Below are 12,876 nucleotides of genomic sequence, written 5' to 3' on the forward strand. Positions count from 1 at the left end.
AAGCTTATCGATTCAGGGCGCCTCAAGGGTTCGCTGCGCCGGGCTCACGCCCGCCCTTGCCCCGCCAAACCACCCACTCAAAATTCAAAAGAGGCTTCTTTGTAGAAGATCATAAATCGTCTTCTTCTTTGAGGGCAATCCTGTCGGCACATGATTTTAATTCGGACAAGGACAACTGTGCCTCCTCGACTTCGATGCTCGTAAACAGCGTCAATCTAATCGGCGCTGCTAGCTGGTCCGAATGCACAACGATATCTACTTGGGACAAATCTGCCGGAGGATGGCGAAGATACAGATGGGAAGTCACCTTCGAATCTCCCGCTTGCACTTTGCCTACCAGGAAGGTCGCCTTGAGCAGATACTGATCCGAGTGGATTCGAACTGCTGGGTCGATCGTGCTCTGCATGATGGAGCGAGTAGCGATGGCGCTCCAGTTTGTGTTCGGTCTTGGCATCAGATCGCGTGCAGTTAGCAAGCGAAATCCATTGGAGTTCGGAATGCTCAATGTGAGTTTGACATCGTCGGCGAAAGCGTTGCCGATGTTCTCCACTTGTAATGCTAGGCGGGAAATGCCAGCCCGTTCGCGACAATATTGCGCGACCTCCCTGAGGTAACGGCGATTTGCGTTGGGATTCAAGAGCGCCCATCGGGCAAGAGTTAGGTCCTGATCGTCCGGATATTCAGGGATCGTGCTTTCATCGGGTACTGTGAGATTCGTGACTTTTGCTGTCAAGGTGTCTGCTGGGACCGCGTCGCTTCCGATGATCTTTATCGATAGTCTCGGCGCATGCGTTGGCAGCGCATCAGCCGCCCCCATCTTCGCAATTTCGTCTGGCTTCGCTATGGCCGTTGCCGAGCCTCGCCTGACATACACCACCTCGTTAGAGACTTTTCCATATTTCCTGTTGGCATGGAACGGACGTTCCTGTACAGGAATAGAGTAAAGGCCGAGGGTGTTTCCTCGATAGTTGAGCGATCGGTACTCAAATCGGATGGGTTTGTTAACCTTGCTATTGACAAACTGCTGTATCCGCGAGTCGTCGAGGTCTGTATTTAGGCCGACAATCTCTCTCGTCGTGTCCCGCACACCAACAACAATGTAGGCGGTGGTTTCGCGCCACGAGTTCGCGAAGGCAATGATGTCTTTGAGTAGCTCGGACTTACTTTCATCATCGGCACCCTCGAAAGGATATTGCTCAAGCTTGAAGTCAAGCGCATCGCCCTCGCCTCGGTACAGGAGTTGATCAATGAGTGCGTCGTCATCCATGTTTCGCCTTAATTTGTCGAGTCGATCTTTTTGCTGAAGGGAGTTATTTGGCCGGCCTTCGACTTTTGGCGTCGCATTATCGAACGCGGGATTCAGGCCCACATAGCGTCCGACTGGAGAGTTTGGCAGTAGTACCGGGCATCCGCAACTGGCCGGCAGGGAGCTTTCCAGAGCCTTTCGGCGTTTGCCGGATCCGGTGTCGGTACAAGCCGAAGCCACGGACGTGAAACGGATATCTTGAGCGAAAAGACGACCGGGTCGCACGGAGGGATTGGGCGTGTCGGGTGATGAGTTACCAGCCCTTCCAAAGTTGAACCAATCCAGTTAGGAACGCGTCGCAGTCTTTCGTATTCCAAGAGACATCCGGCGCGTCGTCGAGCAATCTGTACTGTTTATTGGCGCACAGAAAAGATGCACGGTCCGCTTGTAGTAGCCAGTTGATGCACTTGACCACTGAGTCCGCGTAGGTGTTTCCGAATCGATCTACGGGAACGTTGTACAGCAGGCCTTCGAGGTAATACGAGGGTGCTTGCCCTGGTTCCAATATGGACTGATCGATCATTTCTTGCCTAGCGTTTTTGAAGATACGGACGATGTGCTTCAGCCATTCATTCGTTTGCTGATTCTTCTTTGCAAGGTTCTCCCGATGCAGCTTCGGGTAGTTTACGATTTTGATACCGTCTGACTTGAAAAAACAGATACCGCTTACCTGTTCGTCGTTGCCGATGGCGGTGAAGCGATGAAATTTTCTATGCTGGACCGCGATTAAAACGTCGGTCTTTCTCCGGTTGTGAAGCGGTTGAATCGCCACAGCCTTGGTCCCTGGCACGGCATCGTTGCCGAAGCGGTCAACACGGCCGCCGAGGTATTCGGTGCGAACGAAATCTCGCCCCTGCAACGGCGCTTTGAACAGCTTAACGAGTGGATCGGCGACGAGGTGGTGCGCTTCAACGCGTATGCGATCAAACGACCGGAGTCGTCCGCGTAGATGAGATTCTCCCTGCTTTCGGGTATCCAGTCGTCCGCCGCAGGCTGGACTCGGCGGCGCATGGCCCTCCACTTCACAAATCGAGGACGAAGCGCGAGGTTTGGGCCAGAACTCGCTAGGAAAGTGGATAACGGGTGTGTAGTGTGCCGCCTTGAAATCAGTCCGACGGCGGGAGTCTTTCGTCTATCTGACAAAATTGGTTCAACCATCGCCAGTCGTAAATACCGCATACAGGCTGGCGCGGCGGATGCGATTGAGCGACGCGCCCAAATAAGCAGCCGCCAGATTGCGCTTTTTGGGGGAAATTGTGAAAAGATCTCGGTTTGCGCGCCGGGGCTGTACGCGCCTAACTGACGGGGGAAACTCACAATGACGTCCGCATTTTCTTTTTTGGGCTCAATGGTAGATCGGTTTCCACCGATGCCGCTTTACTGGTCGGACCTTCAGCGGATCATTAAGATTGGTACGGATCGTGGGTTGAAGTTGACCATATCCGTCGGTAAGGAAGATTTCGATAGCCTCGAACATCTGCGGGAAGAACATGGAGATCGCATCAAACGGCTTCGGCTCAAATTTTACGACGCTGCCTATACATCAATCAGTATTTCTATGGGTACTGGCGGTGTGCGCATCTCAACTTCAAAAGATGAAAAGCTTCTGATGGCGTCGATTGAGATGAAGGAAGCGTTCGCGGAACGATTGCCTGTTCAGGCAGTAGCGATGAGGCCGTTTGCATGGACTGCCTTGGGGGCGATCGTTCTTTACATAGCTGCGCACAATAACTGGCGACTTTCGCAAAACATCGCTCAGTGCGCCGCAGTAATATTTCCGTTCTACCTGTCCCTGTTGTCATTTCACTACGTGACTGCCAATTCCGTGGTGCACTTGAAAAGGAAGCATGAAATAGAAAGCTTTTGGAGCCGCTACGGAGAGAAAGCTCTGTGGATGGTCGGAGGTTCGGCCCTGACAGTAGTGGGGCAACTGCTCGTGCATCAGATCACCAAGTAGCGTCCGATGCATGCTAGCACCGCGAGAGACCACTCTTGGTCGATCCGGCTGCTCGCTTTCTTTTTCGGATGGCCGGTCTTTGAAACGCTGTCTACTGCAACTTGTACTAGCTACGGGATCTTCTGCTAGGTGCCTCACCAGCTATAATTACCGCCGCTGGCGTAGCATGGAACGAGCAAGTTTATTACACGTTTCGTACGGACGGGGGCGCGAAATGCAATGCTCAAGTTGTCACGCCGAATTGCCGATGTCAGGCCGATTTTGCCCATCGTGTGCAGCACCGGTTTTGAAAGAAGGTGACGTCAAGGCACCGCATGAGGTATCGGTCGACTGGATTACAACGACGCTCAAGGCTCAGGGCTACGAGATCGAGCCATTAAACGATCAGCCTAACGCCGTCATTACTCGGCGAGAAGGCAGTGTGCTGCTGCTCACGCTGATGAGCAACGCGCAGCTCATATCGATCCAGTCACTATGGACGATGAAGCCGCCAAGCTGGGGGCAAAAAACCGATCTCTTGGCCGCCATCAACAAGGCCAACATGATTAACTGGCTTTGCACATGTTATGTATCTGATTCCTTCGATAACCTGACAATAACCGGATTCGTTTACCTTACTGAACGGCTTTCCAACCGCGATTTGTGCGTGTTCCTGGAAAACTTTCAGGCGGGCGTGACGATGGTCTTACAGAAGAGCGGGATTCTTAAGTTTTGCAAATGACACATCCTTGAGATGCGGCGCGTTCTGGTGAGACTGGTTAGCAAGAGCAGCAACGCAAGAGAGCGCGCATCGAGGCCTGATTCAATAGAGTGTCGTCTCGATTGCCGACGGTACTCACGCCGGTCTCGAAAAAGCCGAAACTGGCCGGTGCTGCCCAAGTTGAGGCGCTGTAGGCTACCTAATTTCTGCGCATCGGCTCGTTGGGAGTGGAAGATAGGTCTTAAGGTCTGCGTGCGATCGCTCAATCAGATCGAATGGCGGCCGGCCAAGGTGGTCAGTTTTATTGGATTGGTATGGCGCCAATGGCTAGTGTCCGTACTCGCGAGCGAGCCACGCGCCGACATCGTTGATCCGCCGGTGCTTCGCGTAGAACTTCCATTCATCGTGCGTCGGCTTCACCGCTGCAAGGAATGCTCGCCGGTCCGTGTCTTTCCAACTAGGGGCGCTAGCAACTGAATGTTCGAGCAGCGTGCCCAACGTAAAGGGATCGGCGTTTTCAAACTCGAGTCGCGTCTTCTGCACGAACTGCCGCATAACTTCCCACTCCTCCTGAAGCGCGCGATGTTGCTCATCGTCGGATACGATGGGCATACCCGTTCGCGCTCGTTCGTCCGCCACCCGGCGCGCCATTGCATCATTGACGAGCGCACTACGCCTGTCCAGTTCAGCGAAGAATGCGTTAAAGCAGGATGTCGCAAGATCGCGAAGCGTTATCCGGTGAAAGGGATCGAGGCTCCTGTCGATGTCGGCGCTCTTTACGTCGAGGGACTCCAGCAGCCCTTGAATCCGCGTGACAAGGTCCTGTGTTTCAGGTTTGGGAATTGGCCCAGTCCATCGCCCCGCTCGGGACATCAACTGAACCGAGATGTCCGCAAACAACTGGCTCGCCAGCCGCAACTTTGAGAGAAGCCGGTCGGCCTCCTCGATTTTTTCGTCTAGCTTTTTCGTCTTGGCCTCAAAACCGAATCCTTTGATGAACTCGAAGTGGTTGATATTAGCGAGCAGTAAGATCAGGATGCCTGCCGACAGACAGGCTGTCGCGGCAGCTACGTGGTCTGCAATTGCGACCCACAGACCTGTGCCAACTGCCGCGGCGCCGAGCAGGTTGCCCACGAAAGTTCTCGTTTTTTCCATGAACCAGCTTTCCCATGTCCGATAGGCAGGATTATTGTTGGTGCGAAGGGTGTCCGGCCAACATCGCTCAAAACTCGCTTTGCTTTTTTGCAGTCCCCTCCGCGCCTGCGGGCTTCGCTTAAGTGGAGGTTTTTGATGCGCCCAGGCTTATCTCGGCATCGGCCTTGCAGAACGGACTCGGACCACTTTTGGGGGTACAAAAATCGTACAGTTTGATGCGCCTGGGAGGGAATTGACGCGCTCAAATCCGCAGAGAATCCTGGGTCCCACTGACGGTCGCAGGCTGTTCATGGCTTCGGCAACGCTCGGGCGTCTCGCGCCGTAATCGCGTCCCTTTTACCTTGAGGAAGCTTGCCGTAAAGTGCATTAATTTCTCGGGGAAGAGTAATCATTTGTTCTGCAACCAGGTTCAGCAAAAGCAGTAACTGGGTGGCTGTCTCTGCGTCGTCTCGCATATCCAGTTCACCAGGGTGAACGCATTCGTTGCCGATTACACGCACGATGTCGAGCGCCTGCTGAACCTTGGGATTCAATCCCTTTTTAACTAGTGAAGCAATATCAGTATCAATGTTCCGCCCCGTCTCGCCGAGCTGAACACAAAGCTTTTGTACCGCGAGACGTAGGAGTGCGGCAGCACCGCGAGGCGATAAATTTAGAATGCTGCGCGCCTCATTGAAGTCCCGCTTAATATCGTCGTTCAGGTCGCCGTTAGGCAAAACTGACGGCCCATTGGACGGATGAAGCATCTCTCGATGCAACCATATCGCCAGCTCGTGGCAGTTGAAACACTTACTGATATGCACGTTTTCGAGCTGAAGGTCGCAGTAAGCTGACGTCTTTAGCGGCTCAAGGAACGCTCGCCGCGAAAGCACTTTCTCGAAATACGACGCGAGGTTGATCCTCGTTTCGTCGGATATGTCCGGGTCAACTTGAACGTTTTCAAGGACGGTCGCATCGGGTATTGACGGAACTCGATCTTCGTTGGTGACCCTTTGAACGAACGAGTGGAACCAAGTTTGAGTGGTGAACGCACCGCAGTGCGGGCAATTGAACGCGGTCTCGCATATTGAGGGTTCGATTTGTTGTGTCATTCTGCAATCGCTCGGTGGGTGGCGCAGGCGCTGCGCGTGGTCTCGATCGATTGTAGACGGAAGTAGGACCAGTTCAGTACAGTGAAAATACAGTTTGGATGAGCTTGCCTGGCCTTGAATGACCTTGTTTAGCCTTGATTTTGCGGTTTGCGAGTCGCGTAAGGCAGTGATTTATAAGGGGATTTGGCGCGCTGGTAAAACTCCTAAGGCAGAGGTTGCCGGCTCGATTCCAGCCGACGCGTTATTCACCATTGCGTGTTTTAGTGTCTCGGCGTTTCCATTTTTCGCCAGCGCCCGTCGCAGTTTTCGAAGTCCCTCCATGCTGGAGGCTCAAGGGCAGGCGACCGTACGCGTCAACACGAGAGCGCAATCCTGCTGTGAGTTTCGGGAAGCCAACTAATAATCAGACGCATGGCGAGGGAGCCGGTACCGCCGTATTGCAGACACCGGCGCGAGCAGTCTGTGACCAATGCGGATCGACGCGAGCGGAAAATGCCTACACAGCGCCTGCACGGATACCAGCATGCAAAAAGCCCGGTCACTAGGACCAGGCAAAGTGCTCGAATTGCTTGGATGGGGCGTGGTGAGTGACTCGAACACTCGACCTAGGGTCTAGGAGTCCGCGCTCAAATCGCATCGTGGTTAAGCAATCGACTAGGGGTATATCCGCGGAACGAGACTCTCCGCAGGTGAGAGGTTGAACATTGATCGCTGGCTCTCATGCCGGAAAACTTCCCTCCACAAACGCGCGCGCCTGCGCGAGATCGCTCTTCGCATACGCCGCCGTCGTCTGTACCGACGCGTGCCCGAGCAGCTGCTGCGCAACCGGCAGCGGCACCGCGTGATCAACCACCAGCGTGTGCGCGTAGCCGTGCCGGAGCCAGTGCGTCGAAGCCGCACGGAGTAATGCGAGCGTCACGCCGTCACCGGGTGTGACGTGGTCCTGCGCCGCATGGAACACCGCCTTGACCTCATCATAGAGGCCGCTTGCGCCGAGCGCGTCACGCTTCTCGCTGTGAATCGGCGGCAGCCGTTCGAAGGCGCCGGGTTCGGGCGTGAGGCCCCGGGCAAGCCGGTAGGCGCGCAGTGGTGGCAGACAGACGGCGGGCAGCGGAATGGCCCGCAGTTTATTGCCCTTGCCGAGCACGTGCAGGGTCCAGTTGCCACCGGCGTCCACATCGAGCCGCGGCAGCCCCAGGGATTCGGACCACACCAGTTCCGCGAGCCGCACACCCCCATAGCGGTACAGCGACCAGATCGCGCAGCGGCGCGTCCAGACCGGTGGTGCCAGGCCGGCGGGCGCAGCGCCGGCGATCACTGCGTCGCACAGGGCGATGACGCCTGCCCGCATGATGCGCTTCGGTGTCCAGGTCGCGCGGGCGGCGCCACCGCCGGACAGGTCGGCGGCCGGATTCGCGATGAGATATCCCGTTTTGAGCCAGTAGCGGAACAGGCTCGAGACCACCGCGAGGGCGCGGGCCGGCACCGCCGCGGACCGCTCGCGCGGAGCAACCGGACGACCGCGACGCGCAGGATGACGGGTGCCGGCTGAGGTCAGTTCGTCAATGGCTGGGCCTTGCTCGACCTCGTGGCGGTAGGCGAGCAGGTCGTGGCGCGTCAGGTCCGACAGCGGCCCGAGCCGCTCGCGCTCGCACCAGGCGATCAGGCGCCGCAGGTCCGCGAGGTAGGCGCGCCGCGTGTGGGGGGAGCGGCTCGCGCGATCGCGCAGGAAGAGGATCACGGCCTGGGCATCGTCGGCGACGCCGAGGGTGTTCGTGACCACGGACGGATTGACGAAGCGGCCGGCCCGCGCCAGCCATGCGCCGGCGGCAGCGGTGGCGGGAGTGGCGCTGGCGGCATTGGCAGCACTGGCGACCCGCGGGGCGACGGTGTGCGGTGGTTCGAGCGCCGCCAGCCAGACGGCCGTCGTGGCAGTCGCGGCCGACGCCACTTCGGCAGTCACTGGAACCCGCGCGGTCCCATCCGCGAGCTCGTGGAAACGGTGCCGGTGCTGGTGCAGCATGCGTTCCAGGATAGCTTCGGGCGCAGGCGCGCCATCCGCCGCGACAATCCGCAGGCGCCCGCGGTCCCAGTATTCGACGGCGGCCTCGTGCTCGAGCAGCAGCGCGAACACGGTGGGGTGCTCGCGTTTCGCGTCGGCGAGCGAAGGACAGCCGCGCTTCAGGCGCGACAGCGTCCAGCGGATGTAGACCGGATGGCCGGTCGCGCTGGCGAGGTAATCGAGCGCCGCCTCGATGGACTCCGGCAGCGGTTGCGGGGGCGACGCGGCGGTATCGATCCAGCCGGAAGGGTTCATCGTCCCTTCCTCCGTGCGGTGGCGCCGGCCGGGGCGGGCGTCGCTGCCGGCGTCGATGTGGCCGGAGTTCTGCGGTGCCGGCCCGGCGCAGGGACAGCCCTGGCCGGCCGGCGCGTGCCTCCCTGGACGGTCTGGGCGGCGTGCACCGCCTGCAGCAGGGCGCGCTGTTCAGCAATGACCGTCGTCAGGGCGGCCGCCTCGCCGGCGGCGCGCTGGTGGGCGTCGCGCTCGCTGGCGAGTTCGGTCAAGAGGCGCTCACGGAGTCCCTCAAGTGCAGCCGTCCGCTCCTGGGCCTGGGTGATCTGGCCGGACAGCCGCTCACGCTCCACCTGCAGCGCGTGCCGCTGGTGTTCCGTTTCCTGCAGCAACTGACGGGACAGGCCTTCGTAGCGGGCGTGAACCGTGGCGAACTCGTCAGCATGCGTCTGTCTGGTCTGGGCAAGGGTTGAGACGACAGCGTCCAGGTTCGCCTGCAGGTCCCGTGCAGAAGCCCTGAGCGTCTCCGCCCGCTCGCTGAGGCTGCGGCAGTCCGCCCGCAGGTTGGCCAGTTCGTTGTCGCGTGCGCTCAGCTGCGCCCGCAGTTCGGCAAGTTCGACCCTCAGCATCTCGGTGCGCAGGTCGGCGTCCCGCCGCGAGGCGTTCGAGGCTTCCGCGGCCTGCGTCGCTTCCTCCCGGAGGCGCGCCACATCGTCGAGCTGCACGGCCACGGCGGCCTGCCAGAGTGCGCGCATCTGTTCAGCAATCGCGTCAGGGAGCCCTGGAATCGCGACCTGGGCGAGACCCGTGCGCACCACCTCGGCCTCAATCGTGTTCAGGGCGCGCGAAAGCATCGTCGGGTCACCGGCACCGAGGCGTGCGCGTAGTTTGCGCACCGAGACCACCTTGCGGAAGCGCTCAGGCGTGGGTGGCGCGTGATCTTGGTCCATCTCCGCCTCGGCAAGCATCGCGAGCACGGTGGTGCGGATCTGGTCGGGGGAGATGGCGGCGGGGCGGGCCATGGCGAAACTCCGGCGGCGGCACGCCAGCGCACCCGGGCAAAGCAGAACGGGCGGAGGCGGGAAATTCCAGTCTATATTACGCACAGGCCTGACGCCAGAAAACCGTCTTTGTCGCGGGAATGCAGGCGCTGGCCGTGATAAGTGCCCTTATCACGGCAAACCGCGGTCGCGGGCTGGAGCGGCGTGCACGCCGCGGCCCAGCCTGCCAGGCCGTCAAGAAATCGCAAGTCCTGCGGGATAGCGGGAAGGGCGGCTGCCCCGGTGTCCGCGCGCAGACGATCATGAGGTGCGGCCTGCGGCTGGCGGTACGCCCTCGCGACGCGCGGGCGGCGCTGATCAGGCGGTCCGTCGCCTGGCGGTGGCTTTGCCCGGGGCGCCCTGCACGCCCGATGCAGCGGCTGCCGTGCCGGTCTGCTTCGTCCCGCGCTTTGCCGACGGCACGGGTCGCGCCGCGCGTTTGCCCTGTGCCCGCTTTTCCTTGCGGCGCGCGCTCGCCAGCTTGCGCTCGACCTCAAGCAGCAGGTCGCTGGGTGCACAGTGAAGCGCTTTGGCGAGCGTGAACAGCATGGTCAGCGTCGGCTGGTGCTGACCCAGTTCAAGCATGCTGACGTAGGTGCGGCGGATGTCGGCCTCAAGCGCAAGCTGCTCCTGCGTCAAGCCCGCCTGCAAGCGGCGCTCACGCAGTACTGCTCCGAAGACATCGACCGCTTCCAAATTCCGCTCCCAGTGAATTGGGAGCACTGTCCTTTTAACGCTATAATTTGTCTTCCCAGTACACTAGGAATTTGAGACCTGCTTCGGCCCGCTATGCCTTTACCCGCCTGGATGTGCGACTGATTTGATATCGCCTGGCGCAAGCTTCGGAACCGGCACATGGAAGGCGTTAAAGCGGTCGGCCGGCGGCATAGCCGTGCGTCGCACGCTGACGGCGTGCGGCGTGACCGATAGTGGGGACTCTCAAGGAGACGCGACCTGCATATCTGGAAAGCGGGTGGTGCGGCAACGGAATTACTTCAAGGAACATGGATGTTAGTCACAGATACGAGTTGGGCAGAGTCTCACCCGGTCCGGCGCGCGCTCGCCGGACCGTACCAGGCATGGCGATGCGTGGGATGGACCGACGAGGTGCTGAATTTCCTGATCGTGGCATCGGGGAGCATGCGCGACCGCGACCAGTTGCCTGACGGCTGGCTGGTGGGTGGCCCGGAGGCGCTTCTGGAGGCAACGTCCCAACTGCAGGCAGGCGCTTATGCGGTGTATGTGCTGGACCGCGCGGTGGATGCCGCAAAAGTGGATCTTTGTCAGGTCACGGGTATCTGGCGCGAGCGGTACGGTGTCGTTCCGACGTACTGGTACGGGACGAATGGCGGTGAGGTCCGACCGTGTTCCGGTGCGCGCCGTTTTCCGAAAGCGCCGCCCGAGCTGGTCAGCGAACTGATCATTGACGTGGGCGCGGGCTCCTTGCCGGCGAAGCAGTAAAAAGGTTTTTCCGGCTTCGTTGTCGTCGCGCAGTCGACCAGCAAAGCCGCCCGCATCCGCTGTCTGCCGTCAGCAACGCCATTGGACCAGAATGCGCATCCAGATCGCTTCAGACCTTCACCTTGAGATGCTCCACCGCAGCTTCCCGGGCTACAACCCGGTGCAGCCGTCACCGTCTGCGGACGTGCTCGTTCTTGCCGGCGACATTGCCTCACACGCGGACGCGGTGGACGCGTTTGCCAACTGGCCCGTCCCGGTGATCTATGTGCATGGCAATCATGAAGCCTACGGGTATCAGTACAGCGTGGTTGCCGACGCCATCCGTACGCGCGCATCGGGTACGGCGGTGCGGTACCTTGAACGGGACGTGGCGATCATCGGTGAGGTCCGGTTTCTCGGCTGTTGCCTGTGGACCGATTATGAGCTGTATCAGGACCGCGCCCGCAGTATGAAGATGGCCGGCCTGTGCATGCGTGACCACGTGACGATCCGGTCAGAAGGGGGCGGACGGTTCCTCCCGGAGCACGCGCTTGAGGAACACGAAAAGTCACTGGCCTGGCTCCATGGGCAGTTGGCCCTGCCGTTCGATGGCCGCACGGTCGTGGTCACCCACCATGGCGTCGCGCCGCTGTCGATCCACCCGCGATATGGCGACGAACGGGTCAATGCTGCCTTCGCGAGCGACCTGCGGCACATGCTCGGCCTTGCGGACGTATGGATCCACGGACACGTCCATGATTCGTTTGACTACCGGGCTGGTAACGCGCGGGTCATTGCCAATCCGCGGGGCTATGCAAGGAACCGCAACATGGCGGGTGCGCCGCAGGATCTCAAATGGGAAAATCCTTCATTCGACGCAACGCTGGTGATCGAGGTCTGAAGACCATCCTCGGCGCACGCCTGATCCAGACCATTCGTCGCCATTGAAGGAACGTTTCCGAAGTGCATGAAGGTTCGGGCAGGGTTGCCCCATGAAGCCAATGGACGTACTGGCATAGGAGGGCGTGATGACGGTCGTCACACGAAGCACCCGGGAGGACAGGACATGAGCGAAATCCAGACACTAGCCGATACGGTCAGGCGATCGATCGAAACCCTCCGGCAGAGTGGTCTCCAGCTGGTCGAGTCCATTCAGTCCACCGACCCTGAACTGGCGGTGGTGTTGATGGAGGGCTTTGGTACGGCCGGGCAGGCCGGCGTATGGCTGACAACGCCACATGTCCTGTTCGGTGGCGTTGCCCCCGTTGAACTGCTGGCGAACAACCGGCGTGACGAAATCCTGCAGGTGATCCAGATCATCGGATGACTCCCGTTTCAGGCCATATGCGGGGACAGGAACCCCTTTGGGCATGCCAGGTCAGGTCCGGGCTTGGACGATGTTGACGGGGTCGCGCCGGGCGTGGCCGCGAAAATCAGGATAGGCAAGATCATGAAACAGGACAGGAGAGGGACACGTCATCTGGCGGCCGGGCAACGCGACAAGCCCCATGAAGCATCCATGCTTGAGGGAATCAAGGTGTTTGAACAGCAGGAACTGGCGGCGCGTCGCGCACCGGTATATTGTGGTCAACTGGTTTCGGCAGGCCGCAGGCAGGCCGCCCTGGCGGTCACCGCTCAGGGTGCCGTAGCGGCGACGCACGCGAATCGGCTTTTCAAGGGAAAGGTCGGCCGGCAATCGTATTCGCCGGTATTTTTCATATGCAGCGCAGTGGGGTTGAGCGTACCCGAGGATATTCCGGAATGGCCCGGGCCTTTGACGGCCTGTACGAAATGGGATTTTTGCTTGTTGCGGCGAGACTCGTTGGGAGGCCGCAATCCGCCCGAATTGCTCCGCGAGGGTAACGCGACGGACGTATGACTGAGCGCCAGCGCG

At 59.7% G+C, this 12,876-nt stretch carries 13 protein-coding genes; 6 read left to right on the top strand and 7 right to left on the bottom strand.

Translation table 11 applies throughout. The features are described 5' to 3' along the window. Positions 1-109 precede the first annotated feature (109 nt). Both P3T43_RS34030 and P3T43_RS34035 read right to left on the bottom strand, forming a co-directional pair. Entirely contained in the window at positions 110-1,267 is a 1,158-nt protein-coding gene (locus P3T43_RS34030) for an AlbA family DNA-binding domain-containing protein (RefSeq protein WP_429285385.1), read from the bottom strand. A 292-nt stretch (positions 1,268-1,559) separates the two neighbouring features. After that, complete coding sequence (locus tag P3T43_RS34035; RefSeq protein WP_429285386.1) at positions 1,560-2,327, bottom strand: hypothetical protein; 768 nt, start codon at positions 2,325-2,327, stop codon at positions 1,560-1,562. A gap of 297 nt (positions 2,328-2,624) precedes the next feature. Between P3T43_RS34035 and P3T43_RS34040 the strand changes: the two genes are divergently transcribed. Next, positions 2,625-3,263: a hypothetical protein gene (locus P3T43_RS34040; protein ID WP_429285387.1), complete on the top strand. Its 639-nt coding sequence runs from the start codon at positions 2,625-2,627 to the stop codon at positions 3,261-3,263. Between the two features lie 286 nt (positions 3,264-3,549). Continuing rightward, positions 3,550-3,984, top strand: coding sequence for a YbjN domain-containing protein (locus P3T43_RS34045; protein WP_429285388.1), 435 nt, complete (start codon positions 3,550-3,552; stop codon positions 3,982-3,984). 306 nt (positions 3,985-4,290) lie between these two features. On the opposite strand, the gene P3T43_RS34050 is transcribed toward P3T43_RS34045, so the two are convergent. The 5 genes from P3T43_RS34050 to P3T43_RS34070 all read right to left on the bottom strand — a co-directional run bounded on the left by P3T43_RS34050 (position 4,291) and on the right by P3T43_RS34070 (position 10,238). Continuing rightward, positions 4,291-5,097 carry a hypothetical protein gene (locus P3T43_RS34050; protein WP_429285389.1) on the bottom strand — a complete coding sequence of 269 codons (807 nt, stop codon included), beginning with the start codon at positions 5,095-5,097 and terminating at the stop codon, positions 4,291-4,293. A 308-nt stretch (positions 5,098-5,405) separates the two neighbouring features. Further along, positions 5,406-6,209, bottom strand: a complete 804-nt coding sequence (locus P3T43_RS34055) for a DUF4145 domain-containing protein (protein WP_429285390.1) — start codon at positions 6,207-6,209, stop codon at positions 5,406-5,408. Between the two features lie 718 nt (positions 6,210-6,927). Continuing rightward, the gene (locus tag P3T43_RS34060; RefSeq protein WP_429285391.1) at positions 6,928-8,526 is read right to left on the bottom strand and encodes a tyrosine-type recombinase/integrase; all 1,599 of its coding nucleotides are present in this window, start codon (positions 8,524-8,526) and stop codon (positions 6,928-6,930) included. Beyond that, positions 8,523-9,524 (bottom strand): DNA-binding protein, encoded by a 1,002-nt coding sequence (locus tag P3T43_RS34065; RefSeq protein WP_429285392.1) that lies wholly within the window; start codon positions 9,522-9,524, stop codon positions 8,523-8,525. The genes P3T43_RS34060 and P3T43_RS34065 overlap by 4 nt, the downstream gene beginning before the upstream one ends. A gap of 336 nt (positions 9,525-9,860) precedes the next feature. After that, a complete protein-coding gene (locus P3T43_RS34070; protein ID WP_429285393.1) occupies positions 9,861-10,238 on the bottom strand; it encodes a helix-turn-helix domain-containing protein in 378 nt (125 codons plus the stop codon). A 312-nt stretch (positions 10,239-10,550) separates the two neighbouring features. Between P3T43_RS34070 and P3T43_RS34075 the strand changes: the two genes are divergently transcribed. The 4 genes from P3T43_RS34075 to P3T43_RS34090 all read left to right on the top strand — a co-directional run bounded on the left by P3T43_RS34075 (position 10,551) and on the right by P3T43_RS34090 (position 12,861). Continuing rightward, the gene (locus P3T43_RS34075) at positions 10,551-11,003 is read left to right on the top strand and encodes a hypothetical protein (RefSeq protein WP_429285394.1); all 453 of its coding nucleotides are present in this window, start codon (positions 10,551-10,553) and stop codon (positions 11,001-11,003) included. A gap of 91 nt (positions 11,004-11,094) precedes the next feature. Further along, on the top strand, positions 11,095-11,883 hold the full coding sequence (locus P3T43_RS34080; protein ID WP_429285395.1) for a metallophosphoesterase: 789 nt from the start codon (positions 11,095-11,097) through the stop codon (positions 11,881-11,883). A 165-nt stretch (positions 11,884-12,048) separates the two neighbouring features. Then, positions 12,049-12,309, top strand: a complete 261-nt coding sequence (locus P3T43_RS34085; protein WP_429285396.1) for a hypothetical protein — start codon at positions 12,049-12,051, stop codon at positions 12,307-12,309. A 63-nt stretch (positions 12,310-12,372) separates the two neighbouring features. After that, positions 12,373-12,861 carry a hypothetical protein gene (locus tag P3T43_RS34090; RefSeq protein WP_429285397.1) on the top strand — a complete coding sequence of 163 codons (489 nt, stop codon included), beginning with the start codon at positions 12,373-12,375 and terminating at the stop codon, positions 12,859-12,861. Positions 12,862-12,876: the final 15 nt, after the last annotated feature.

This window comes from Paraburkholderia sp. GAS41 (assembly GCF_050436545.1).
Classification (GTDB): Bacteria; Pseudomonadota; Gammaproteobacteria; order Burkholderiales; family Burkholderiaceae; genus Paraburkholderia.

What these genes read in the sequence shown, in the direction of transcription:
- P3T43_RS34030 (WP_429285385.1), bottom strand. Translation starts at nt 1,267, where the DNA reads ATGGATGACGACGCACTCATTGATCAACTCCTGTACCGAGGCGAGGGC.
- P3T43_RS34040 (WP_429285387.1), top strand. Translation starts at nt 2,625, where the DNA reads ATGACGTCCGCATTTTCTTTTTTGGGCTCAATGGTAGATCGGTTTCCA.
- P3T43_RS34055 (WP_429285390.1), bottom strand. Translation starts at nt 6,209, where the DNA reads ATGACACAACAAATCGAACCCTCAATATGCGAGACCGCGTTCAATTGC.
- P3T43_RS34060 (WP_429285391.1), bottom strand. Translation starts at nt 8,526, where the DNA reads ATGAACCCTTCCGGCTGGATCGATACCGCCGCGTCGCCCCCGCAACCG.
- P3T43_RS34065 (WP_429285392.1), bottom strand. Translation starts at nt 9,524, where the DNA reads ATGGCCCGCCCCGCCGCCATCTCCCCCGACCAGATCCGCACCACCGTG.
- P3T43_RS34075 (WP_429285394.1), top strand. Translation starts at nt 10,551, where the DNA reads ATGTTAGTCACAGATACGAGTTGGGCAGAGTCTCACCCGGTCCGGCGC.
- P3T43_RS34080 (WP_429285395.1), top strand. Translation starts at nt 11,095, where the DNA reads ATGCGCATCCAGATCGCTTCAGACCTTCACCTTGAGATGCTCCACCGC.
- P3T43_RS34085 (WP_429285396.1), top strand. Translation starts at nt 12,049, where the DNA reads ATGAGCGAAATCCAGACACTAGCCGATACGGTCAGGCGATCGATCGAA.